Origin of the sequence: Brevundimonas sp. 1080, assembly GCF_040545985.1 — a bacterium.
In the GTDB taxonomy this organism is placed as follows: Bacteria; Pseudomonadota; Alphaproteobacteria; order Caulobacterales; family Caulobacteraceae; genus Brevundimonas.
Genome location: NZ_JBEPMW010000001.1, coordinates 946,634 through 970,218, shown reverse-complemented (window position 1 = coordinate 970,218; position 23,585 = coordinate 946,634). Strand labels below are relative to the sequence as shown.

The following is a 23,585-nucleotide window of genomic DNA, read 5'->3' as shown; positions in this document are numbered from 1 at the left end:
TCCGGATCTTTTGGACGCATGAGCGACCTTTTACAGATTAAGCGTCTGTTGCGGCGGCCCCAGTTCCTGGCGGCCGCCAAAGGCGTTTCCGAGGCGCGCGGCGCCGTGGTGATCCAGCGGCTGGAGCGCGGCGACGGTTCGCCGCACATCGGCCTGGGCTTCACCGCCACCAAGAAGATCGGCGGGGCGGTTCAGCGCAACCGCGCCAAACGCCGTCTGCGCGAGGCCGCACGGGCTATGCTGGCCCAGCATGGCGTGCCCGGAAGCGACTATGTCTTCATCGCCCGCATGGGCACGACCGAGCGTGCGTGGGACCGTCTGCTTGACGACGTGAAATCGACGCTTACAAGGCTGGCGACACCCAAGGCCAACAGGCCTTCGCACGCCCGCGCCCCCTCCGGCCAGGACCGCCAGAATCCATGAAAAACGAAAACACGCGCAACACGATCATCTTCATCGTGTGCTCGGTCCTGATCATGGGGATCTACTATTTCGCCGTGCTGCGTCCGCAGGCCGAGCGTCGCGCCGTGCAACAGCAGGCCCAGGCCGAGCAGTCGCAGACCGCCGATAACGCCGCGCGCACGGCGCTGAGCCCGCAGGGCCCGACCTTCGTCACCGACCGCAGCCAGGCGCTGAGCACAGCCGCGCGTGTGCCAATCCAGTCCGGCACGCTGAAGGGTTCGCTGTCGCTTCAGGGCGGCCGGATCGACGACCTGTTCCTGACCGATTACCGCGAGGTTCAGGACAAGCCCCAGCCGGTGGAGCTGTTCCGCCCGCAGGGCATGCAGAACGCCTATTTCGCCCAGTTCGGCTGGACCGGCCCCAATGTCGCCGGCGGCGTGCCCGGACCCAATACCGTCTGGCGCCTGACCAATGGGTCGACCCTGACGCCGACGACGCCGATCACCCTGACCTGGGACAACGGCCAGGGCCTGCGCTTCACCCGCGTGATCTCGGTCGATGACAAATACGTCTTCTCGGTCCAGGACACGGTCCAGAACCTGGGCACGCAGGCGATCACCATCGCCCCCTATGGCAGCGTCCAGCGCCAGGGCGTGCCGCCCGCAGCCGGCTCGTCGCACATCGTCCACGAGGGCGCGATCGGCACCTTCGGCAAGCCGGGCGACTACCGGACCGAGCAGAAGAAATACAAGGACTGGCTGAAGGAGCCGCGGATCGAGAACGCCTCGACCGGCGGCTGGCTGGGCATCACCGACAAATACTGGCTGGCGGCCCTGCTGCCCCAGCAGAACGAGGCGGTCGAAACCGAATTCCGCGTGCGCGACCTGAACGGCGCCCAGCAGCTGGAAGCTAATGTCCTGGGCACGACCCGCACCATCCAGCCCGGCGCGACCGCGACCGAGACCCAGCGCCTGTTCGCCGGGGTCAAGCGCGCCGAGGTGCTGAAATCCTATGAGCAGAGCCTGAACCTGCCGCGCTTCGTCTATGCGATCGACTGGGGCATGTTCTGGTTCCTGACGCGTCCGATCTTCTGGATCCTGGAGAACGTCTATGGCCTGGTCGGCAGCTTCGGCGTCGCCATTTTGGCCCTGACCGTCATCGTCAAGCTGGTGATGTTCCCGCTGGCCAACAACGCCTACGCCTCGATGTCCAAGATGCGGAACCTCCAGCCCAAGATGGAGGAGATCAAGAAGAAGTTCAAAGACGACCCGCAGAAGCAGCAGCAGGAGACGATGGCCCTGTATCAGCGCGAGAAGATCAATCCGGTCGCCGGATGCCTTCCGCTGGTGCTGCAGATCCCGGTCTTCTACGCCCTCTACAAGGTGCTGACCGTGACCATCGAAATGCGTCACCAGCCGTTCCTGGGCTTCATCCATGACCTGTCGGCGCGCGACCCGTCGTCGATCTGGAACCTGTTCGGCCTGATCCCGTGGGATCCGGCGATGGCGCCCCTGATCGGCGGCCTGTTGGCCGGCCCGCTGCACCTGGGTCTGCTGGCGATCGCCTACGGCCTGACGATGTGGCTGCAGACGGCGATGAACCCGCCGGCGGCCGATCCGGTCCAGCGCCAGATCTTCCAGTTCATGCCGCTGCTGTTCACCTTCATCATGGCGCCGTTCGCGGCGGGCCTGCTGATCTACTGGGCCTGGTCCAACATCCTGACCATCCTACAGCAGTATGTGATCATGCACCGCTACAAGGCCGAGAACCCGATCGATGCGTTCTTCGCCCGGTTCAAAAAGTCGCCGGCGTGATCGACGAGACCGAGTTCACGCCCGAGGACATCGAAGCGGCGCGCGTCCTGTTCGCGCGGCCTGCGACCTTCGTCATGGGCGCGGCCAAGATCGAGCAGTTGCCCGACCCCGACCTGCCCGAGATCGCCTTCGCCGGCCGCTCCAACGTGGGCAAGTCCAGCCTGATCAACGGGCTGGTGGGCATGCACAAGCTGGCCCGCGCCTCGAACGAGCCGGGCCGCACGCGCGAGGTCAACTTCTTCGATCTGGACGGCCGGATGCGTCTGGTCGACCTGCCCGGCTATGGCTGGGCCAAGGCATCCAAGACCACGGTAAAGAAGTTCCAGGATCTGGGCCGCGACTATCTGCGCGGCCGGGTGACACTGAAGCGGGTCTATCTGCTGATCGACAGCCGCCATGGGCTGAAGTCGGTGGATACGGAGGCGCTGGATGCGCTGGACCTGGCGGCCGTCAGCTATCAGATCGTCCTGACTAAGGCCGACAAGCTGAAGAAGGGCGAAGGCGAGGCCATGCAGGCCGCGACCCTGAAGGCCATCTCCAAACGCCCCGCCGCCTTCCCGGTGGTGGCCCTGACCTCGTCTGAAAAGGGTCTGGGCCTGCCGGAACTGCGCGCCGAGATCATGCGCACGACGGGCGCGACGTTGGACTAGAGGCCCTCATCGTCGGGCCAGGGCCCGAGCATGACGGCAGAAAAGAAAAGGCCCGGAGATCGCTCTCCGGGCCTTCGTCGTTTTGGTCTGTCGTCGCCCTATTGGGCGGCGGGAGCCGCCGCGCGGACCTCCACGGGGATGCCCAGGGCGTCCAGTTGCGGCTTGACCACCGAGGCGTCGCCGACCACGACCCAGACGAACCTGGACGGATCGATGGCGGCCTTGGCGGCGGCGTCCAGCTGGGCTGCGGTCAGGGCGTTGGTGCGCGCCGCGATGGTTTCCGGATAGTCGTCCGGACGGCCCAGCAGGGCGTTGGAGCGCATGGCGCCGAGGACCGCGGCCGAGGTCTCGTAGCTGCCGGCCAGACGGCGGGTGTTGCCGTTGATCGTGCGTTGCAGCTCCTCAGGCGTCACGCCCTTGCCGCCCGACAGGAAGTCGTTGAACTGCTGGTTCAGGGCTTCGATGGCCGGGCCGGTCTTGTCGGCCTGGACCGGGGCGGTGATCAGATAGGGCACGCGTCCGGCGAACGGATTGACCGAGGCGTTGACGCCGTAGGACCAGCTCTTGGTCTCACGCAGGTCCGAGTTGATGCGCGACAGGAAGTCGTTGCCGAGCACATTGTTCGCCGCGTTGAGCACCAACAGGTCGTCGGTGCCCGACAGACCCAGGACCTCGCCGCCCATGATGTAGGACTGGGGCGATTGCGGACGGTCGATCAGCACGATCTTGGGCGTCGCGGCCGGGATCGGGGCCGAGAAGTCCTTGACGGCCTTGGCCGATGCGGGCGGGACCCACTGACCGAAGGCGCTGTCCAGGATCGGCGTCAGCTCGGCCAGGGGGCGGTCGGAGACGACGAACAGCTTGGCGTTGTCCGGGCGGATCCACTTGGCGTAGTCGGCGCGGATGTCGGCGTCGGTGATCGCCTTGACGCTGGCCTCGTCGCCGTTGCCGCTGAACGGACGGCCGTAGGGGCTGTTCGGTCCGTACATCAGTTCCGGCAGGGCGCGGCTGGCCAGGGCGGCCGGCTGGGTGCGCTCGGCGGCGATGCGCGACAGGCGGGTGGCGCGAAGGCGCTCGAGCTCGGCCGGGGCGAAGGCGGGATTGCGCACCACCTCGGCCATCAGATCGACCGAGGGCTTCAGGTTCGGCGTCACCGCCGACAGCTGGACGACCGAGCTGTCCATCGTCGCGCCGGTAGTGATGGTTGCGCCCAGGGCTTCCTGCGCCTCGGCCAGCTGCGTGGCGTTCAGGGTGCGGGTGCCCTCGTCCATCAGGTCCAGCATCAGGGTCTGAAGACCCAGTTTGGACCGGTCGTCGGCGGCCAGACCGGCGTCGAAGTCGAGCGCGATCTTCGTCGTCGGGGTGGCGTCACGCTGCGCGTAGATCACCTCCATGCCGTTCGACAGGCGGGTGCGCTCGACGGCCGGGAAGTCGACGTTGGCGACCTGCCCGATCTCGGGCTTGGGCATGCGCGGCTTGCGTTCGATTTCCGGCGCCGGGGTGCGGTTGGCGCCGGACGGCGCGGCGGCCGCCTCCTGATAGGCTTCGCGCTGGCCGGGCAGGGTGGTCAGCGTATAGGCCGGACGGGTCAGCCACTTCTGCATCGCCGCCTTGACCTGGGCCGGCGTGACGGCGGCGTAGGCGGCCAGCTGCTTCTTGTAGAACTCCGGATCGCCGGCATAGAGCTGGCCCTCGGCGAGCGCCGTGGCCTTGCCGCCGAAGCCGCCGACCTGTTCAAGGCCCTGGATGCGGCGCGAGGCGTATTGGGTGACGACGCGGTTGATCTCGTCCTGCGTCGGGCCGTTGGCGATCAGGCCGTTCAGGATTTCGCGCATGCGCGCTTCGACGGCGGCGGGATCTTCGCCCGGCTTGATCGTGGCGCTCATCTCGAAGATGCCGACGCGGTGGAAGGCGCTGTTGCCGGCGCTGGCCGAGACGGCGGTCTGTTCGCCGCGCACCAGCTCATTGTCCAGGCGCGAGGAGGCCAGTCCGCCCAGCACGGAGGCGGCGACGCTGAGCGGCACCGAATCCGGGTCCAGCATGCCGGGCACGGCCCAGCTGACCTCGACCTGGGCGTTCGAGACGCGGTCATGGGTGGTTTCGCTGAGCGGGGCGGACAGGGTCGGCACCGGGGCCTGGGCGGGATTGTTCACCGGACCCTTGGCGATCGGGCCGAAGTATTTGTCGGTCAGTTCACGCGCCTTGGCGGGGGTGATGTCGCCGGCCAGCACCAAAACGGCGTTGTTGGGGCCATAGTTGGAGGTGAACCAGTCGCGCACCGTCTGCATCGAAGCGGCGTCCAGGTCGGCCATCGAACCGATGGTCGAGTGGCGATAGGGGTGGCCTTCGGGGAACAAGGCCTCCAGCTGCTTGTACTGGTTCAGGCCATAGGGCTGGTTGTCGCCCTGACGCTTTTCGTTCTGGACGACGCCGCGTTGCAGATCGAGCGTCTCCTGGCTGATGGCGCCCAGCATGTAGCCCATGCGGTCGCTTTCCATGAACAGGGCCTGTTCCAGCGCCGGGGTCGGGACCGTCTCGAAATAGTTGGTGCGGTCGAAATAGGTGGTGCCGTTCATGTCGGTCGCGCCCATATTGCGCATCGGCGTGAAATAGCTGCCGGGCGCATTTTCCGAGCCGCCGAACATCAGGTGTTCGAACAGGTGGGCGAAGCCGGTCTTGCCGGCCGGCTCGTCCTTGGAGCCGACATTGTACCAGACGGAGACGGCGACGACGGGGGCCTTGTGATCCTCGTGGACCAGGACGGTCAGGCCGTTGTCGAGGGTGAACTTGGTGTAGGGGATGTCGACTTCATTGATCAGCTGCGACACCGGCGCGGCCTGGACGGCGGGAGCGGCGGCCTGACCAGTAGCCTGGGCGGCCGGTGCAGGAGCCACGGAGGCCCAGACAGGCGTTGAAACCGCCAGAAGGGCGGCGGCGGCGACGAGAGAGCCAGTGCGGCGCATGCGATATCCTCGGGATTGCAGTTGAAGGGGACCATAACGCCGGTCTGCCGCCTGGCAACGCGACCAAATGGAACATGACGAAAGGTTCATGTTCTCCCCCGCGCGACCCGGAAAAGGTTGCATCGCCGGACCCCCGGTCTTATGCGCGCGTCAACTCCCCGACTGACCGCCCCTTGCTGAAAGAGCCGCCATGTCCGCCCCCGCCGACAAGCCCGTCAAGAAAGTCGTCCTCGCCTATTCGGGCGGGCTGGACACCTCGATCATCCTGAAGTGGCTCCAGACCGAATATAATGCCGAGGTGGTGACCTTCACCGCCGACCTGGGCCAGGGCGAAGAGTTGGGCCCGGCGCGCGAGAAGGCGCTGAAGCTGGGCATTAGACCTGAGAACATCTTCATCGACGACCTGCGCGAAGAGTTCGTGCGCGACTTCGTCTTCCCCATGTTCCGCGCCAACGCCCAATATGAGGGCGACTACCTGCTGGGCACCTCCATCGCCCGGCCCCTGATCTCCAAGCGCCAGATCGAGATCGCGCGTCAGGTCGGCGCCGACGCCGTCTGTCACGGCGCGACCGGCAAGGGCAACGATCAGGTCCGGTTCGAGCTGGGCTACTATGCGCTGGAGCCCGACATCCGCGTCATCGCTCCGTGGCGCGAGTGGGAGTTCCGCAGCCGCGAGGCCCTGCTGGACTTCGCCGAAAAGAACCAGATCCCGATCGCCAAGGACAAGCGCGGCGAGGCGCCCTTCAGCGTTGACGCCAACCTTCTGCACTCCTCGTCCGAGGGCAAGGTTCTGGAAGACCCGGCGGTCGAGGCGCCCGAGTTCGTCCACCAGCGCACGATCGCGCCTGAGGACGCGCCGGACGTGGCGACCGTCATCGAGATCGGTTTCGAAAAGGGCGACGCCGTCTCGATCAACGGCGAGGCCATGTCGCCCGCCACGATCCTGACCGCCCTGAACCAGTATGGCCACGACAACGGCATCGGTCGCCTGGACCTGGTCGAGAACCGTTTCGTCGGCATGAAGTCGCGCGGCGTCTATGAGACCCCCGGCGGGACCATCCTGATCGCGGCGCACCGCGGCATCGAAAGCATCACCCTGGACGGCGGCTCCATGCACCTGAAGGACCAGCTGATGCCGAAATACGCCGAGCTGATCTACAACGGCTTCTGGTTTTCGCCCGAGCGCGAGATGCTTCAGGCGGCCATCGACAAGAGCCAGGAAAACGTCTCCGGCACGGTCAAGGTCAAGCTGTACAAGGGCAATGTCTCGGTCATCGGCCGCGAAAGCCCCAACAGCCTGTACGATCAGGATCTGGTGACGTTCGAAGAAGGCGTCCAGGCCTATGACCACAAGGACGCGGCCGGCTTCATCAAGCTGAACGCCCTGCGCCTACGCGTCCTGGCCAAGCGCGACGCGCGCAAGAGCTGATAGCTGCTCTCCAAGCGGAGGGGGACGGTCTTGCTTGACTCAGGGTTGCGAGCCCGGATTATCCTGAGTCTCCATCGATTACGATGCAGGATAATCCGATGCCGTCCTTGCTGCATTTTTCCGGCCGCCTAAGTCGCAAGCCTTACGGTCTTCTGACAGCTGCTTTCGTCGGTCTGATTTTGACGCTTTCCGCCTCTTCGGGCGACCCGGTCTTCCAGTTGTTAGATGCGCCATGGATGGTGCTTGGGCGCGGTCTGGATGATCTCGTCCGCCTGTCGCCGGGTGCGCTCGATGGATTGCTCTCTCTTGCAGTGGCCCTGCCGCTGCTGTGGCTGTTCTGCGCCTTGACCGTCAGAAGGCTCCGGGATCTCGGTCAATCTCCCTGGTGGACTGTCTTGGTGGTGGCTTCGGGCATGACCGTGCCGATTATGATTGTCCTTTCCGTTTGGCCTTCTGCAGAAATCAGGCCGATCGATGGGCGCGTTCTAAGCCACGCCTGATTTTTGCGAAGCCGCTCTTAAGGCTCTGCGTGGTCCTTGCGGGCGATCCTGAGGATCGCCCGGTTTCGGTCGTCCGTGACCCAGATCGATCCGTCGGCGGCGACGGCCAGCACGACCGGCGCGCCGCGCGGCTGACGGCCAGCGACCGTGTCCCAGCCCGGCGTCAGAACCTTGCCGCGTAGGCTGGGCGCGCCGGCGGGATAGGACGGGGCGCCGCGCGGATAGATGGCATAGCGGCCGCCGATATCGGTCAGGGGGCGGCCCTCGCCATCCGTCTCGCCCGCCACGATCCGGCCGCCCGCGCGACGATAGCCGTGCCAGCTCATCAGCAGCCGGCCGCGCAGTTCGGGAAACATCGCCCCGTCGTAATAGATCAGGTCCAGCGGCGCAGCGTGGGGCGGCAACAGGGCCGCTGGGCGGTCGCGCTGGCCGCATCGCGCCTGGGCCGCGCTCCAGCCCGGCAGGGGCGTCGCCAGATCGACGCAATAGGGCCAGCCGTAATGGCCGCCCTGACGCAGGACATTGATCTCGTCATAGGGATGGTCGGGCGTGGTCAGATCGACCGAGTTCTCGCCTTGCAGGATTGTGCCCGACGGGTGCCGCACGAGGGCGATGGAGTTCCGCAGGCCCGAGGCGAAGACGGTGCTGTCCTCGGCCCAGCGGCCATTTCCCAGATAAGCGTGGCGCCGCACCTGGGCCGCCGCCGCGCTGTCGATGCAGGCGCCCGCCGCATTGGCGCGCGTCCGACCCCGCGCATCCACGCAGCGGTCGCTGGGGGCCCCGACATTGACCAGCAGGTCGCCGTTGGCGTCGAAGAGGAAGCTGGACAGCGGGTGGCGATTGGCGTGCAGCCGGTTGTCGGGCAGATCGCCGATCACGGTGCGCACCGTCGCCGCCGGATCGGCCGCGTCGGGGTCCAGCATCAGGATGCGGTTCATCTCGGACACATAGATGCGCCCGTCCGGCCCGCGCGCCGCCGTGTGCGGCATGTTCAGTCCCTGGGCCAGCCGTCTCCAGCGCGGTGCGCCGTCGTAGCCGAACGACAGCCGCCAGATCGCGCCATTGCCCGGATACCAGTTGCCCAGATCCGTCACCAACCAGTCGCCGTTCGATAGCGCCAGCAGGCCGCGCGGCATTCGCGGTCCCTCAGCCCCCGCGCCCTGCCAGACCAGTCCCAGGCAATAGCCGGGCGCCATGCGCACGGTGGTCATTGGGCGGCCGCTGCAGTCGCCATCGGTCGCATAGGCGCCTTGCGCCGCTCTGGCGCTAACAGGCGCGGCGAGGAGCAGGGACAGCAGGGCCAGAAGGCGGACGGTCTTCATGACGCCAGAAGTCCCGACGGACGGCCCAAGATCAAGCCGTCGTTCAAGTTGTCGGGGCGTCAGATCAGGCCCTGCTCGCGCGCCGCCGCAGTCAGGCCGTCGCGAAACTCCGGCGCGGCCAAGGCGATCAGGGCGCGGGCGCGTTCGCTGGACGACTTGCCCTTCAGATTGGTCCAGCCGTGTTCGGTGGCGACGATGTGGGTGTCGTTGCGGGGCGTGGTGACCGGCCCGTCCAGACGCGCGACGATGCGTGAGGCCGTCCCCTTGGCCGCCGTGGAATGACAGGCGATGATCGACTTGCCGCCCTCCGACCCATAGGCGCCGCGCACGAAGTCCAGCTGGCCCCCGGCGGCCGTGAACTGGCGCCCGTTCAGGAACTCCGAGCAGCAGGCGCCGGTCAGGTCGACCTGAAGCGTGGCGTTGACCGAGATCATCTTCGCATTGCGCGCGATCACGGCCGGGTCGTTCACATACGAGACCGGATGGGCCTCCATGCCGCGATTGCCGTCCAGGAAATCATAGGTGTTGAGGTCGCCCATCGAGAAGGCGAAGACGCCCACGCCCGGCTGCAGGGTCTTGCGGGCATGGTTGGCCACGCCGGCCTGCATCAGCTCGACCAGGCCGGGCGTCAGCATCTCGGTATGAACGCCCAGATCGCGGTGGTCCATCAGGGCGTCGCAGACGGCGTTGGGCAGGGCGCCGATCCCCATCTGAAGCGTCGCCCCGTCCTCGACCAGGCCGGCTATGATGCGGCCGATGGTCATGTCCGCCGGCTGAGGCTCGGCGCGCGGCACGACCAGCAGGGGCGCGGCATGTTCAACGATGCCGGCGACCTTGGACACATGGACGGTGCAGTCGCCGAACACACGCGGCATGTGCGGATTGACCTCGACGATCACAGTCTTCGCCGTCTGCGACACCGGTTTGGAATAGTCGGTGTTGGTGCCGAACGAGAAGAAGCCGTCCGCATCCATCGGCGAGACGGTGCAAATAAGGGTGTCCACCTTGACCTCGTCGCACAGAAGGCGGGGCGACTGCTGAAAGCCCGTGGGGATGAACTGCACGGGGTTGGGGCGACCCTCCTCGTGTGCGCGCTGTTCCAGCCGGCGTTCGATGGCGCTGTGGAACAGGCTCCACGGGCGGATCCGGTCCATCAGTTCATAGCGCAGCACCGTCTCCCCGGCGATGGCGGTCGAGAGCAGATAATAGAGGTTCACATCCTCCACCTCGCCGCGCGCGGCCTGTTCGGCCAAGGCTTTGAGCAGGGCGGGCGGCTGGGACACGCCAAGGCCCATGGCGACCTTGGCGCCCGAGACGATCAGGGCTGCGGCCTGGTCGGGGGTCTTCAGGCGTTCGGCGTAGAGGGCGGCGTGATCCATGGCGTGCGTCTCCGACATGTCTTCAGACTAGCCTGCCGCGAGGCGGATCGCGGGCCTAGACTTTGGTCGGGTCGGGCGCGGTTTCGATCGGGGAGGCTTCGTCCTGCAGCGCCGCACGGTGGCGCTTCTGCCAGCGCGCCACCCCATAGGCGACCAGCCACAGGGCCATGGCCCAGGCCGCGCCGACCGCCCAGCCGGCGAAGACGTCGGTGGCCCAATGGGCGCCCAGATAGATGCGTGTCAGCCCGACCAGCAGGGCCAGCAGAATGCCGACGCCCAGGACGAAGACCTTGAAACGCTCGCGCGGGAAGGCGCGGGTCAGCATGACGGCGACGCTGAGATAGAAGACGGTGGATAGCAGGGCGTGGCCGGAGGGGAAGCTGGCGTTGATCGTCTCCACCGCCTGCATGGCCGCGGGCGGACGGGCGCGTTCGAACACCGCCTTCAGACCCTCCGAGAGCATGACGCCGCCGGCCAGGCCCACGACCAGCAGCAGGGACGACAGCCATTTCCGCTGGCTTAGCAGAAAGACGATCACGATCAGGGCGAACAGACCCAGCACCGAGATGCCGCCCAGCGAGGTGATGTCCGCCGCCGCCTCCTTCAGCCACCACGGCCCCCACGGTCGGCCCGGATCATCAGCATAGGGGCGCATCAGCGCCAGGACATGAAGGTCAAAGGCTTGGCCCTCGCCCTCGGTCATCTCATCGGCGAGACCGGCGAAGGTGAGAACGCCGCCGGCGACGACCAGCAGGGCCAGAAGCGCGGCGATCTCCGTGCGGGCGACCGTCAGGACGCGTATCAAAAAGGCGCGGACATCGGAAAGCGTCATGGGCGAGCCAACGGCCAAGCTGGGCAGTCGTTCCGATCACGCGTTCGTGATCGCGTTGTCTCGGGCGCGTAAAACGGACGTGCTGGCTTGCGTGCTGGCTTTTCAACAGACGGCTGAGACTTGTCCGACCGATTCGCCCACAATGGTCGGCGTCAACCCGTTGACGGGTCATTAGGCATATGCGCCCTATATGTGGGCTCGGGGAGCGCAGAGGCCACAAGATGATGTGGTCGCGGCGCGGGCGGCTCAAACGATTTTTTGTTCAGGACGCAGATGACCATGGCTGGCGGCGAGGCATTGAAGACGACGGAATTCCAAGGCGTTGCGGCGACGCCGACGCCGGAGCGCCCCCACCTGACCGTGGTCAAATCGGTCCAGGTCGACCGCTCGCGCGATGATCTGCTGACCGACTTCGGCAAGAAGACGCTGGAAGATCGCTATCTGCTGCCGGGCGAAAGCTATCAGGACATGTTCGCGCGGGTCTCGACCGCCTTCTCGGACGACGCCGAACACGCCCAGCGCCTGTATGACTATATGAGCCGCCTGTGGTTCATGCCGGCGACCCCGGTCCTGTCGAATGGCGGCGCGGATCGCGGCCTGCCGATCTCCTGCTTCCTGAACGCGGTGGGCGATAGCCTGGACGGCATCCAGAACGTCTGGAACGAGAACGTGGCCCTGGCCTCCAACGGCGGCGGCATCGGCACCTATTGGGGCGGCGTCCGCTCCATCGGCGAAAAGGTGAAGGGCGCGGGCAAGACCTCGGGCATCATCCCCTTCATCCGCGTGATGGACAGCCTGACCCTGGCGATCAGCCAAGGCTCGCTGCGTCGCGGTTCGGCCGCCGTCTATCTGGACATCCATCACCCGGAGATCGAGGAGTTCCTCGAAATCCGCAAACCGTCGGGCGACTTCAATCGCAAGTCCCTGAACCTGCACCACGGCATCAACGTCACCGATGAGTTCATGGAAGCGGTCAAGGTCGGCGGAACCTTCGACCTGAAGTCGCCCAAGGACGGTGCGGTCATGAAGACCGTCGACGCCCGTTCGCTGTGGACCAAGCTGCTCGACATCCGCATGCAGACCGGCGAGCCCTATCTGATCTTCTCGGACACGGTGAACCGCCAGATGGCGCCGCACCAGCGCGACCTGGGCCTGAAGGTCAAGCAGTCGAACCTGTGCGCCGAGATCATGCTGCACACCGGCCGCGACCACCTGGGCGTGGACCGGACCGCCGTATGCTGCCTGTCGTCGGTCAACGCCGAGACCTTCCTGGAATGGCGCGAGGAGCCGCGCTTTGTCGAGGACCTGATGCGGTTCCTGGACAATGTGCTGGAAGACTTCATCCGCCGCGCCCCGCCCGCCATGGCCGCCGCCGTCTATTCGGCCAAGCGCGAGCGTTCGGTGGGTCTGGGCCTGATGGGCTTCCACTCCTTCCTGCAAGGTCAGGGCGTGGCCTTCGAAAGCGCCATGGCCAAGTCGTGGAACATGCGCCTGTTCAAGCATCTGCGCCGCGAGGCCGACAAGGCCAGCCGCCTGCTGGCCGAAGAGAAGGGTCCGTGCCTGGACGCCGAAGAGCGCGGCGTGATGGAGCGGTTCAGCCACAAGCTGGCCATCGCCCCGACCGCCTCGATCTCGATCATCTGCGGCGGCACGTCTGCGGGCATCGAACCGATCCCGGCCAACATCTACACCCACAAGACCCTGTCGGGCTCGTTCGCGGTCAAGAACCCCTATCTGGAGCGCCTGCTCGACGAAAAAGGCATCAACACCGAGGCGGTGTGGAGCTCCATCCTGGAGAACGAAGGTTCGGTCCAGCACCTCGACGCCCTGAACGAGGATGAGAAGGGCGTGTTCAAGACCGCCTTCGAACTGGACCAGCGTTGGGTGATCGAACTGGCCGCCGACCGTGCGCCGGAAATCTGCCAGGCCCAGTCGCTGAACCTGTTCATCCCCGGCGACGTGAACAAATGGGACCTGCACATGCTGCACTGGTCCGCCTGGGAGCGCGGCGTGAAGTCGCTGTACTATCTACGCTCCAAGTCGGTGCAGCGCGCCGCCTTCGCGGGCGCCGAGGACAAGGCCGAAGAGGTGATCGATCCCAATCAGCCGGATCTCTTCTCACTGCCTAAGACCGACTACGACGAGTGCCTGGCCTGCCAATAAGGCCATCTGCACCAAACGACCCGAAGGGCTCCGCGACAGCGGGGCCCTTTTTCGTTTGGGAACCGCTGCTGGGCGTCCTCGTTCAAAAGCGACGAAACCATGACCAAAAGCCGTTGGACTCTTGCGCCTGAGGGTTGCAGTGTGTGTCCAGCGGATCGGTGGGGAGACCGGATGCGATTAAAGGCCTGTATTGTCGGCTTTGGGGGCGTGTTGGCGATGGCCGGCGCGAGCGCCGCCTGCGCACAGACCTGGGCCCCCAACGCCTTCGACGCCTCGCCCGATGTCGAGGCGCGCCTGACTGAACAGACAAGTTTCCGCATAGCACCTGACGCCCGGTTCGGCGCCCAGATCGAAATCCCGACCGCCTTCCGTCCCGATGACCGATCCGGCCTGTCCGCCAGCACGCGCAACGACGTCTGGATCGATCGCACCGACTTCACCGACCGGGTGACGCTGGAGACGGCCGGCCGTCTGCGCCGCGCCGACGGCTCTCCCTTGCCGGTCACGCCCGTCGATCGGGCCGAACTGGACCCCGACGCGTATGATCTGCGCTATGTGCGCGGTTTCCGCGGCGCGCGCGGCCACACCGCCTCGGGCCTGGAAGTCAGCCTGACGCCCCACGCGGGCCTGGGCGTCGGCAGCGAAGGCCGTTCGGCCGAGGCCGGCGTCACGCTCAAGATCGGCGAGGGTCTGGATCGTCTGGCCCCCAACGGCCGCGAGCGGTTCGGCGAGCGGCCGCGATGGTATCTGTATGCTGCCGGATCCGGCCGAGCCGTCGGCTACAACTTCGCCCGCACCCGCGACGGTGACTACGCGCGCTCCGGCTATACCCAGGACAAGGGCAGCTTCCTGGGCGACGCCTCGATCGGCGTGGCCTATCGCAAGGGCGACATGCAGACCTCGTTCGGCGTCGTCTATCGCGAGATCGACGCCGGCAAGGGTCTGCGCGGCATGAACGGCCTGGACACCGACGTCAGCGAAGGCCTGCTGGCCTTCCAACTGTCGATCCGTCCCGGCCGCTGAGCCTTCAGCGAACCTCCGAGACCGCCACGCCCTCGCGACGCGGATCGGCCCCTCCGTCCCAGCGACCGTCGCGCCAGATCGCGCCATGCAGGCCTGAGGTCTCGGTGGCGTTGGGCTTCAGGGCCATGCCCGCCGCCGCCAGGGCGTCGCGGATATCGGGCGTGATCATGTCGGTGTCGGCCCCGACCATCTCGCCACGCACCACCAGATTGGGCAGGGCGATCGCCTCCTGCATCGACAGGCCCCAGTCCATCGTCCCGACCAGGGCCTTGGCGACATAGGCCAGGATGCTGGACCCGCCCGGCGAGCCGATGGCGCCGACCAGCCGCCCCTGACGATCCAGAATCAGCACCGGCGTCATCGACGAGCGCGGCCGCTTGCCCGCCGCCACCGCATTGGCGGCCGGACGTCCGTCCTCCTGCGGCGTGAAGGAGAAATCCGTCAGCTGGTTGTTCAGGAAGAAGCCGTCGACCATCCGGCCATTGCCGAAGATGCTCTCGACCGTCGTGGTCATGCTGACCGCATTCCCCCAGGCGTCCACCACGACCATGTGCGAGGTGCCGCCCGGCTCGGCGGTCTGGTCGACCCCGCGCGGCGGCGATCCCGTCGGGGCGCCGGCCTCGACCGGCCCGTTCACCTGCGGGGCCAGGGCCGCGCGCGACGCGACATAATCGGGATCCAGCAGACCGGCGATCGGCACGCCGACGAAGTCGTTGTCGCCGATATAGCGGTCCCGATCGGCATACATCAGCCGCTGCAACCGCCCGAACGCGACCCAGGCTTCAGGGCTCTTGGCCCCCTTGTCTAGATCCGGCGTCGCCTCGGCCATGGCCAGGAACTGCAGCAACGCCACGCCGCTGGACGGCGGCGGCGGCACGCAGACCACATAGGCCTGATACGGCCGGCAAAGGGCGTCGCGGCGCAAGGGCCGATAGCCGGCGATGTCCGCCTCGGTCAGACCGCCGGGACGCGGTCCTTCGCGAACCGCCGCCGCGATGTCGCGCCCGATCGGCCCGCCATAGATGACGCCCGGCCCCTGCTGCGCCAGTCGCGCGACCGTGTCGGCGTAGGCGGGGTTCTTCAACGTATCGCCTGCCTGATACCGCGTGCCGTCCGGCTTGGTGAAATAGGCGCTGGCCCACCGCGTCCGCGCCTGAGGACTGCGTCCATTGATCATTCCGGCCAGACGCGGGCTGACCGTGAAACCGTCGCGCGCCAGCCGTTCGGCGTCCCCGAACAGATCACGCCAAGCCAGCTTGCCATGATCCTTTTGCGCCATCGCCAGCATGGCCACCGCCCCCGGCGCCCCGGTCGAGCGGCCCGACAGCACTGCGTCGATGAAGGACAGGGGCTTGCCGTCCTCATAGAACAATTCGGGCGTCGCTGACGCCGGCGCCGTCTCGCGCCCGTCATAGGCCGTGACGGTCCCGGTCTCGGTGTCATAGCTCATCAGGAAGGCCCCGCCCCCCAGGCCTGACGACTGCGGCTCCACCAACCCCAAAACCGCCTGGATCGCCACCGCCGCATCCACGGCCGATCCCCCACGCCGCAACACGTCCATCCCCGCCTCGACCGCCAGCGGATTCGCCGCCGCCACGAACGGCCCCCGACCGGGCGATGCGGCAATCGACGGGGCCGACACGGCCGGCGGCGACGCTGTCGTCGGCGAGTGCGCGCCGTGGATGTCTGTCGCGGTCTGGCATCCCGCCATGAGGACGGGGACCAGCACAGCGGCGATCTGGCGACGGAAGAAACGCATGGAAGATCCGAAAGCAGGGGAGCGTCAGACAGGCCTAAGCCGTCGCAGCCGCCACGCCAACCGCTTCAGACGCAGAAACTGCATTCCCCCGCTTGCGTCCGCCCGATCCACCGGCTAAAGACCCGCCCTCGCCGCAAGGCAGCCGCACCCGTAGCTCAGCTGGATAGAGCATCAGACTACGAATCTGAGGGTCGGGCGTTCGAATCGCTCCGGGTGCGCCACTTCTTCCAATGACTTGATGATCAGCGCGCGTGTTCATGGACGCGTGGTTACAGTCGTTTTGCACCATTCTTTGAAGTCGGCGCTCGGCTCGTATGGTCTAATCGGCATCCAGCACGTCACCGGTTCGCGAACCGCGCCGCCGAAGTTATGTGGCCCGGTCCATCGTTTGTCTTGATGGAAGACATGGGAGCGCGGCGGACGGTTTTGATGGCTTTGCGAAACCAGCGTCAGTTTATAAGTTGAAAACTCAGTCTCAGGGCGCCGGTAATGCCTTTGACGCCCATGCGCATGCAGATGGCGCGCAGGTGGGCGCGCACGGTGTGGATCGACATATCCATCTTTCGGCCGATGTCCTTCGGGGCCTCGCCTTGGGTCAGATGGGAAAGGACCAGGAGTTCGGCCCGGGTCAGACCGAAGATGGCGCGCAGCGGCTCCATAACCTCCACGCCCATGCAGTGGGCCGGGCGCGCCGTGGCGAAGATGCGGTCGATCGCATCGGGCGCCGTCGCCAGATCCAGCAGGCACCAGGCGTCATCGCCGGCGCGAAACAGAAGGCGGCCGTGCGATTGTCGTCCTTCCAGCAGACGGTTGGCCAAGGCGTCGAACTCGCCACGATTGCGATGGGAGGGGCAGATAAAGGCCCCGCCAGCGCCCAGCACACCCGCTGCAATCATGGCTCTGGCATTGGCGTTGGCGTGGATCACGCAGCCTTGAGGATCCAGAACGAACCGGGCGAGAATGTCATGTTCGAACCAGGCGGTGCAGTCCGCACGGGGCAGAGGTGTCGGATTTCCGGTTGATCTGATTGGCGTCCGGCGCTGCCCAAATTCTCCTTGCAGGATTGCTGAAACAGCACGGCCGTCTGTTCGCGACGACGCCGCTATCTTTTGCTCATACATTTGCGCCACCCATTTCTGCAGGCCGTCCAAACCCGGATATGGCTGTCAGCCTCAAGCTTACGATCTGTGTGTGCCGGCTCCTCCAAACAGCCGGCTCATCGTGTTAACTTTGTTACCAGTTTGACGGTCGGGTCGTAATCGCCGCTATGGGCTAACCATGATGGGGTATCTCTCGTCAGCGGGGCGATATGTCGATGGCGAGCACATCCTGATAGCGACCAGCCATCTGATCCTTGATCTTGCCCAAGGTGAACAGCATCGGCAGCGACATGCCGGCGAGGGTGCGGGGCGGATCGACCTCCTTGGTCCACGGCGCCTGTAGATCGACCGATGTCCCGTCCAACTCGACGGCGTAGGCGACGGTGGACGGTGTCTCCGCGTCGCCCTGACGCTGCATCAGGCCGCGATGTTCGGACGTGATCGCGATGACCGACGGTGCGTTGGCGCGGACCTGGATGAAAATGCGCCGCGTCAGGCCGGTAGAGGCGTCACCGAAATCGACCACCTCCACACTGGAAGCCGAACCAAAGGCGCCGGCGGCTCCAGCCAGATTCAGTTGTGCTCGGGGCGTGGAGACCAACTGCATACGGACCGGGATTGGGGCAAGCAAAGCCGTTCCATCAGCGTCCTTGACCAGCAGCTTCAGGTCGGTGGCGTAGGTTCCAGCGTCGGGCACGGCGTCCACGACGATGGCGGCGTCCAGCTGCGCCTGACCTGTCGCCTTGCCTGCGAGAGTGTAGCGGAAGACGCCAGGCTCGACGTCAGACGTCTGAAGCCCCGACGCCTCTCTCGGGCGGAACTGCACCCCCACGCCCCCAAGGGCCAGCCCGGAAACAATCGCCCCGCCGTCGTCAACAACGGACAGCCGCAGCTCGCAGACCTCGTCTGCCTGGTTCTTCAGACCCAGATCGATGGCGCCGCTCGGCGGTCCCGCAGCGAAGGGATTGTAGTTGATGACGACAGTGCTGGGGCTCTGGGTCAGGGCAAGGTCGCAGGCTCTCGCCTTGGAGGCGGTCACGGCCAGGATAGCCGCCAAGACCAGCGAGACGATGACGGTCAGCGTTTCAGACCAGGTTGGAACCCGGATCTTTCGGTCACCTTGCGCCTTGCGCCTACGGCGACGGCGGAGACGTGCGGATTTCGCCGACATCGACTGTTCCTTCCACTTTCTCGGGAATCACGAATTCTCCCACCACGGCGCCCTGGATCACCAGGCGATAGCGACCCGGAGCCAGGCCATCGGCGACGAAACGCCCGGAGCGGTTGGTGAAGAAGGGCTTGCCCTCGGCATCAGCCGGAGCGCCTACCGCTTGGATGACGCCGCCGGCCAGAGCGACCGGCCCATTGGCGGACATCAGGACGCCTCGCGCGGTGCGCGACGCGTCGCTACCCACCACGAAGCGGTACCCGTTGCCGTAGCCCGGGAAGATGTTGATGACGCCACTGCCCAGGTCATAGCCCTGCGGCAACGGATCGGCCTCGATCTCGTAGCGATTGACGCCATAGCCGCGATCCAACCCGACCAGAGCCGGACCCAGCCATCCGCTGTGCGCGACCGTATTGCCGCTGGAATCCGTCAGCTTGATGCGCGAACGGGAGAGGGTAGGGTGGGGCGTTGCGATGACGAAGCCCTCGCGCGCCGAACGTCCGACGCCAAAGGCGCCGCCGGCATAACCGATCATCGTCGACATTCGCCACAACGACTCCTGGCGCGTGACCCCGCCGGGCTCGGACGAAACTAGCCGGTTCGATACGAGTTCGGCGTCGAACCGATTATTGATGTAGCGCAGGTCCGCCGTGATCGCTTGGTTGGTTCGATCTTGCGACAGCTGCAAGTCGCCGCTCAAGTCGTTGAGGCGGCCCGAAGATGCGCGTGACACCCCAACCTCACGCAGGTCGTTGTCGGTGTCGTAGCGCGCGGTGGTGCTCCAGCGCCCGCCGAAGCGCGACGTCAGCGTCAGTCCGAAGCGGTCCTCGTCGCGGCCATCTTCGGTGGACCCGCGCTGCCAGGCCAGATTGACCGCGAAACGACGGAAAGTGCGGCCCAGGCCCAGGCTGAAATCGGTGCGATCTTTTTGTTTGCGACCCTTTACGAAGGCGACGCCGCCGCTGATCGAATAGTCACGAAAACGCACAAGCAGCCGCGCGGCGGCGCGCCATTTCTCGTTGTTGAAAGCGGACGGATCGAAAGCGCTCTGAAAATAGCGGCTGGTCGCCTGGGCCGACGCCACAAGGCGCGCATCAGCGGTCTTGCCCAAAGTCCTTTCGAGGAGATAGTCGATAGAGGCGACGTAGCCGTTTCTTCCGGTGTCGCCGTTGTGGCTGGCGGCGCTGCTCAGCTGGATCAGACCCAGTTTGGAACCCCACGTCGCTATCGCGCCGGCTTGCCCCTTTCGGTCGGCGATCTGAGCGTTGACGCCGACGGTCAAAACATCGGACAGGCCCTTGCGAACAAAGCCGCTCGCGGCCAGCGTCGAGCCGTACTGAAGATCTCCGCCTTCTTCCAGCAGTCCGGCCGACACCCCAAAATCCAACACGCCGCGATCCAGCAGCCCGGCGCCGCCGAAAAGGTCGAACACAGCGATCTCGCGCCGACCGCTGTCGTCTTCGACGAGCAGGCGAACCGTGTTGGCGCCCTGCGCGAAGGGAAAGTCGCCAATGGAGTAGGGGCCGGCGTCCAGGCGAATCCGTTCCGCCACCACGCCGTTGACCTCGACGACGACCAAGGCCGGACGGTCTAGGATGAACTGGCGGCGCCCTGCGGGACGCACGTTCTGGAAGGGTCGAATAGTCGAATACGCGCGTGCGGCCGATAGCCCCAACAACCTTTGCGAGCCCTGAAAACTGTCGATGGGGGGCGAGAACTCGCCGGCGGTCAGACGCACGGCGGATTTGAAGACGTCCTTGGTCAGACGGATTTCGCGGCGCTGCCAGCGGCCTTGCGTGTTGTTCCCGTCGTAATCGACGCCGGTGGTCAGCGTGACGCCGTCAAACCCGCCGAGGTTGGCGAAAAAATCGACGCCGCCCTGCAGCGGCGAAAAACGAGTGTCGGTGTGGGAGTAGAGTTGGGCCAGGGTGATATTCGCGCCAGCCGAAAAGTCCGCCGGTTGATCGAAGGCGGCAGGGTCGATCACCGGGGTCTGGGAGAAGCCGACATCGCGCCGTGCGCGGCTTTCCGGCGTGGATGTCGCCACGAAGGTCAGGGAAAGAGGATCGAAGATTAGAGAGAAGGTGTCGGTGACAAGGTCCGCCATATTGACCTTCGTCTGTGTCGCGATCCGGCCTGTCAGGGTGGTGAAGAGTTCGGACCCGATCTGAGGCCGCAACAGGTCCAGCAGGGCTGTCGCATCCACCAATCCTTGGCCCTGGGCGTCGACCGAGCCGCTGATGTCGCCAAGATATTTGCCGTCGAGCGTTAGGGGTCCCTGGATCGGGGTAAAAACCGAGGACGGCCTGACCGAAGCAGACTGGTCCTGAATGGGCGGCGAAGCTTCGGTGACTGGGCGTTCGCTTTCGCCTCGATCGATGGCTACGACGGCGGAATAGTCCGGCGGCGCCGTGCGCATGACTTCATCGGTCAGCACGACGGGAGCGGCATGCGCCACGGTAGCCAATCCGCCTCCCATACAGGCGACGGCCCCGATGCGGCGGAAAGCCTTTCGCGCTCCGGACCGCCCGCCCTTAAGGGACTCGCGGGCCATCGCCGGCCCTCACAGCAGCACGATGGAAGCGGTGAGGTCGCCGGATGCCGATGCGGCGAGGGCCGCCGGTATCTTCACCTGCCGCGTGGCGCCGCCGGCGATCACGCTGACCTGTCCGACATCCACTTCGGCGGCCGGCACCTCATGCGACTGTCCGTCCGCCGTCTTCAGGATAATCTTGGACTCGCGGATATAGGCGAAGCCGGTCCCTGAATTATGGGCGGTCAGGATGACGTCGCCGTTCGGCTCGCGCGACACGGCAGTGACCTGCACTTCGGCGCGCGCTCTGGGCGGGGCCACGAACACATAGGTATTGATCGTGAAGGCGACCTGAATGTCGGCGCCGACGCCGCCGTCGCTGGGCGTTGTCTGCATATTGATCGGCAACTGAGCTGCGCGGACCAGATACATACGGCCCTCTTCTGTAGCGTCGCCTGTGTAGCGGACTTGGATCACCTGCTCGCGATTGGCCGGGATGACGGACTGGACAGGAAACACCGTGATGTCTTTGTCGTCTTCGACCAGAGACCGGGCGCCGTTATCATCAACCTGCATGCGATAGGTCTCGATCTCGACCGTCGCCGGTGTGGCGCTGTCGTTCCTGACGGTCATCCGATAGCTGGACCCATTGCCGGACGGCGTGATCTTCGAGATCATGGGCGACACGTCCATGGCCTCGGCCGGTGCAGTCGCGCCTGCCATCAGGACTGTCGTTAAAGCCGTTGCGGCCATCAGTGTCGCGAATACACGACGTGTCATTGTTGCCCCCGTTGTGTTGTCAGACTTCTGACGAAGAAGCAGGGGCCGTCCGAGGGCGGCCCCTGCATTTCGCGACGATCAAGCGGGATCGAGCGAGAAGGTGAAGGTTTCCGTATAGGTTCCGGCCGGAGCCGAAGCGGCGCCTGGACCCGAGGGGGAGGCAGCACAACCCGAAGAGCCGGGGTTGCTCGGATCGCCCTGCGTTCCGCCCACACCGCTGCCGCCGGGGACGTTGTAGCAGAGGTTCAGGAACAGATCGCCGAAGACGCCGTCAGCCAGTTTTTGGCTGTAGCCGCCAGAGTTGGTGACTTGGGCAGGTTCGCCGGGATAGGTGTCGTTGGCCGCAAAGCCCAGGCTGGGGATTTCCGGCACGGACAGATCCCAATCGTAGTTGATCAGCTTGCCTGCCGCCGACTTGAAGTCGCCGTTGGCGGCGCTTGATGTCAGTTTGGCGCCGCTGGCGGCGTTGCACGACATCCGCAATGTGGTGACCTTCTGACGTACGCCGTTGGCGACCGCGACGTTTCCGCCTGCAACATTGGCCAAGCCGATGCCGCAGAAGTTGGTCACGGTGGTCGAGACGGTCACATTGGTCTGTGCGCTCGACACAGCCGGCATCGCCAGCAAGGCCGCAGCGGCAGTCGCCGCTGCAATAATATAGGTCCGCATATTATCCTCCAGCTTTTCAATATTTTCCCGCCCAATGAGACTGGGTGGGCGCCACAATGTCGTGGTGTCACCATCTATTCACCGCTGGAGGCGGCGTCGCATCGTCAAAGACACTATCGATGATTGCTTAGTCGATCTGCGCATCATTATTGGTGGTGCAAGGACACACCTTGAAGCTGCGCCAGCGTGTTGGTGTGAAAGTTCGACGCCACTTGGCGAGCGGTATTGAGCTGGATCGGCTTCGACGGCCGTCACTCCCCTAACTCGGGTATGTCAATTGGCCCGGTCTGTGGATAGGACGGTGTGGTGAACTGCGCCTGAGAACGCTCGACGCTTGGAATGGCTGTTTACGTGTCGAGCATCGAGGCCCAGCCACGAGGGAGGGTTGAGATGATTGTGGGCGTGACGGGCTTTCTTGCTGTCGGGAGTGAAATCGGCGACTGCGATCCACGACAGGCGAACCTGAACTTCGACGATGACGCCGATCTCATACCGCCTTGGTCTCGCGCCATCGCGGCTTGGGTCAACATCGATCCCCGCGCCAGGATGTTGTTATCGCGATCGGGACGAATCGGTTGGGCCAACGAAGCCGCCTATCGAATGTTGAAGGACGCCGGCGTGTTCCGGCTCATTGACGACCATCTTGTCTCCGACAGTGCTCAGACGGCTGCAGCGCTGGCGCGCCTTCTAAGAGACGCTGTGCCCGGCCAAGCGATCTATGCGGTCACATCGACGGATGCGGATCGACAATGGCTTTTGCGCTGTCAACAACTGATACCCGGCGATGACGACAGCATAGGGTTTGCCGCACACCGAATGGCGGACCGTGTTTCGTACGAAGCAATGCTCCAGATTCACCACCTGACACCCTGCGAAAAACACATCGTGACGATGATGTTGGCGGGGATGGAGACGGGGCGTATTGCTCAAAAGCAGGACATCTCCATCGAGACACTGCGCACTCACATCAAACATGCCTATCGCAAGTTAGACGTCAGCAGTCGTGGCGAACTATTCGCCAAGGCTGTGGACTTCGCGGGTCTTTAGGCCGGCGCACGATTCGGGCGGAGACTTAGGTTCCGTTTGGCGGCCATTGCGT

General features: G+C 65.4%; 18 protein-coding genes and 1 tRNA gene. 9 read left to right on the top strand and 10 right to left on the bottom strand.

Going from position 1 to position 23,585, the window contains the following annotated elements:
• Positions 1–18 precede the first annotated feature (18 nt).
• Genes rnpA through yihA form a run of 3 tightly spaced genes read left to right on the top strand, consistent with a single transcriptional unit; the run spans position 19 to position 2,866 of the window.
• A complete protein-coding gene (gene rnpA, locus ABIC32_RS04910) occupies positions 19–423 on the top strand; it encodes a ribonuclease P protein component (protein WP_055754640.1) in 405 nt (134 codons plus the stop codon).
• On the top strand, positions 420–2,216 hold the full coding sequence (gene yidC / locus ABIC32_RS04905; protein WP_295175396.1) for a membrane protein insertase YidC: 1,797 nt from the start codon (positions 420–422) through the stop codon (positions 2,214–2,216). Before rnpA ends, yidC begins: the two co-directional genes overlap by 4 nt.
• Entirely contained in the window at positions 2,213–2,866 is a 654-nt protein-coding gene (gene yihA / locus ABIC32_RS04900; protein ID WP_354072734.1) for a ribosome biogenesis GTP-binding protein YihA/YsxC, read from the top strand. Before yidC ends, yihA begins: the two co-directional genes overlap by 4 nt.
• 98 nt (positions 2,867–2,964) lie before the next feature.
• Here the strand turns inward: yihA and ABIC32_RS04895 are convergent, their stop codons facing one another.
• The gene (locus ABIC32_RS04895; protein WP_354072732.1) at positions 2,965–5,829 is read right to left on the bottom strand and encodes a M16 family metallopeptidase; all 2,865 of its coding nucleotides are present in this window, start codon (positions 5,827–5,829) and stop codon (positions 2,965–2,967) included.
• Positions 5,830–6,019: 190 nt separating this feature from the next.
• On the opposite strand from ABIC32_RS04895, the gene ABIC32_RS04890 reads away from it, so the two are divergent.
• Positions 6,020–7,258 carry an argininosuccinate synthase gene (locus tag ABIC32_RS04890; RefSeq protein ID WP_354072730.1) on the top strand — a complete coding sequence of 413 codons (1,239 nt, stop codon included), beginning with the start codon at positions 6,020–6,022 and terminating at the stop codon, positions 7,256–7,258.
• 98 nt (positions 7,259–7,356) lie between these two features.
• Complete coding sequence (locus tag ABIC32_RS04885) at positions 7,357–7,758, top strand: DUF805 domain-containing protein (protein WP_354072728.1); 402 nt, start codon at positions 7,357–7,359, stop codon at positions 7,756–7,758.
• A 17-nt stretch (positions 7,759–7,775) separates the two neighbouring features.
• Here ABIC32_RS04885 and ABIC32_RS04880 read toward each other — a convergent pair whose 3' ends face one another.
• The 3 genes from ABIC32_RS04880 to ABIC32_RS04870 are packed head-to-tail and all read right to left on the bottom strand — an operon-like array spanning position 7,776 to position 11,291.
• Complete coding sequence (locus ABIC32_RS04880; protein ID WP_354072726.1) at positions 7,776–9,080, bottom strand: PQQ-dependent sugar dehydrogenase; 1,305 nt, start codon at positions 9,078–9,080, stop codon at positions 7,776–7,778.
• Between the two features lie 59 nt (positions 9,081–9,139).
• On the bottom strand, positions 9,140–10,477 hold the full coding sequence (locus ABIC32_RS04875) for an acetyl-CoA hydrolase/transferase family protein (protein ID WP_502909304.1): 1,338 nt from the start codon (positions 10,475–10,477) through the stop codon (positions 9,140–9,142).
• Between the two features lie 37 nt (positions 10,478–10,514).
• A complete protein-coding gene (locus tag ABIC32_RS04870) occupies positions 10,515–11,291 on the bottom strand; it encodes a phosphatase PAP2 family protein (protein ID WP_354072722.1) in 777 nt (258 codons plus the stop codon).
• A 273-nt stretch (positions 11,292–11,564) separates the two neighbouring features.
• Between ABIC32_RS04870 and ABIC32_RS04865 the strand changes: the two genes are divergently transcribed.
• Positions 11,565–13,454: a ribonucleoside-diphosphate reductase subunit alpha gene (locus ABIC32_RS04865; RefSeq protein ID WP_055809354.1), complete on the top strand. Its 1,890-nt coding sequence runs from the start codon at positions 11,565–11,567 to the stop codon at positions 13,452–13,454.
• A 216-nt stretch (positions 13,455–13,670) separates the two neighbouring features.
• Positions 13,671–14,477, top strand: coding sequence for a lipid A-modifier LpxR family protein (locus ABIC32_RS04860; RefSeq protein WP_354072720.1), 807 nt, complete (start codon positions 13,671–13,673; stop codon positions 14,475–14,477).
• Positions 14,478–14,481: 4 nt separating this feature from the next.
• Here ABIC32_RS04860 and ABIC32_RS04855 read toward each other — a convergent pair whose 3' ends face one another.
• A complete protein-coding gene (locus tag ABIC32_RS04855; RefSeq protein WP_354072718.1) occupies positions 14,482–16,236 on the bottom strand; it encodes a gamma-glutamyltransferase family protein in 1,755 nt (584 codons plus the stop codon).
• A gap of 144 nt (positions 16,237–16,380) precedes the next feature.
• On the opposite strand from ABIC32_RS04855, the gene ABIC32_RS04850 reads away from it, so the two are divergent.
• A tRNA-Arg gene (locus ABIC32_RS04850) sits at positions 16,381–16,457 on the top strand.
• 228 nt (positions 16,458–16,685) lie between these two features.
• Here ABIC32_RS04850 and ABIC32_RS04845 read toward each other — a convergent pair.
• From ABIC32_RS04845 to ABIC32_RS04825, 5 genes are all read right to left on the bottom strand, one after another.
• A complete protein-coding gene (locus ABIC32_RS04845; protein WP_307508410.1) occupies positions 16,686–17,162 on the bottom strand; it encodes a helix-turn-helix transcriptional regulator in 477 nt (158 codons plus the stop codon).
• Positions 17,163–17,532: 370 nt separating this feature from the next.
• Complete coding sequence (locus ABIC32_RS04840) at positions 17,533–18,393, bottom strand: hypothetical protein (RefSeq protein ID WP_354072715.1); 861 nt, start codon at positions 18,391–18,393, stop codon at positions 17,533–17,535.
• 76 nt (positions 18,394–18,469) lie between these two features.
• Positions 18,470–20,962 carry a fimbria/pilus outer membrane usher protein gene (locus ABIC32_RS04835; protein WP_354072713.1) on the bottom strand — a complete coding sequence of 831 codons (2,493 nt, stop codon included), beginning with the start codon at positions 20,960–20,962 and terminating at the stop codon, positions 18,470–18,472.
• A gap of 105 nt (positions 20,963–21,067) precedes the next feature.
• Positions 21,068–21,817, bottom strand: a complete 750-nt coding sequence (locus tag ABIC32_RS04830) for a fimbrial biogenesis chaperone (protein ID WP_502909303.1) — start codon at positions 21,815–21,817, stop codon at positions 21,068–21,070.
• Between the two features lie 78 nt (positions 21,818–21,895).
• Positions 21,896–22,486 (bottom strand): hypothetical protein, encoded by a 591-nt coding sequence (locus ABIC32_RS04825; protein ID WP_055807932.1) that lies wholly within the window; start codon positions 22,484–22,486, stop codon positions 21,896–21,898.
• A 339-nt stretch (positions 22,487–22,825) separates the two neighbouring features.
• Between ABIC32_RS04825 and ABIC32_RS04820 the strand changes: the two genes are divergently transcribed.
• Positions 22,826–23,533, top strand: coding sequence for a response regulator transcription factor (locus tag ABIC32_RS04820; protein WP_066625181.1), 708 nt, complete (start codon positions 22,826–22,828; stop codon positions 23,531–23,533).
• The last annotated feature ends 52 nt before the right edge of the window (positions 23,534–23,585 follow it).

Coding starts and splice junctions, on each gene's coding strand:
- rnpA (WP_055754640.1), top strand. CDS start 19: ATGAGCGACCTTTTACAGATTAAGCGTCTGTTGCGGCGGCCCCAGTTC.
- yidC (WP_295175396.1), top strand. CDS start 420: ATGAAAAACGAAAACACGCGCAACACGATCATCTTCATCGTGTGCTCG.
- ABIC32_RS04895 (WP_354072732.1), bottom strand. CDS start 5,829: ATGCGCCGCACTGGCTCTCTCGTCGCCGCCGCCGCCCTTCTGGCGGTT.
- ABIC32_RS04890 (WP_354072730.1), top strand. CDS start 6,020: ATGTCCGCCCCCGCCGACAAGCCCGTCAAGAAAGTCGTCCTCGCCTAT.
- ABIC32_RS04885 (WP_354072728.1), top strand. CDS start 7,357: ATGCCGTCCTTGCTGCATTTTTCCGGCCGCCTAAGTCGCAAGCCTTAC.
- ABIC32_RS04880 (WP_354072726.1), bottom strand. CDS start 9,080: ATGAAGACCGTCCGCCTTCTGGCCCTGCTGTCCCTGCTCCTCGCCGCG.
- ABIC32_RS04875 (WP_502909304.1), bottom strand. CDS start 10,477: ATGTCGGAGACGCACGCCATGGATCACGCCGCCCTCTACGCCGAACGC.
- ABIC32_RS04870 (WP_354072722.1), bottom strand. CDS start 11,291: ATGACGCTTTCCGATGTCCGCGCCTTTTTGATACGCGTCCTGACGGTC.
- ABIC32_RS04865 (WP_055809354.1), top strand. CDS start 11,565: ATGACCATGGCTGGCGGCGAGGCATTGAAGACGACGGAATTCCAAGGC.
- ABIC32_RS04860 (WP_354072720.1), top strand. CDS start 13,671: ATGGCCGGCGCGAGCGCCGCCTGCGCACAGACCTGGGCCCCCAACGCC.
- ABIC32_RS04855 (WP_354072718.1), bottom strand. CDS start 16,236: ATGCGTTTCTTCCGTCGCCAGATCGCCGCTGTGCTGGTCCCCGTCCTC.
- ABIC32_RS04830 (WP_502909303.1), bottom strand. CDS start 21,817: ATGACACGTCGTGTATTCGCGACACTGATGGCCGCAACGGCTTTAACG.
- ABIC32_RS04825 (WP_055807932.1), bottom strand. CDS start 22,486: ATGCGGACCTATATTATTGCAGCGGCGACTGCCGCTGCGGCCTTGCTG.
- ABIC32_RS04820 (WP_066625181.1), top strand. CDS start 22,826: ATGGCTGTTTACGTGTCGAGCATCGAGGCCCAGCCACGAGGGAGGGTT.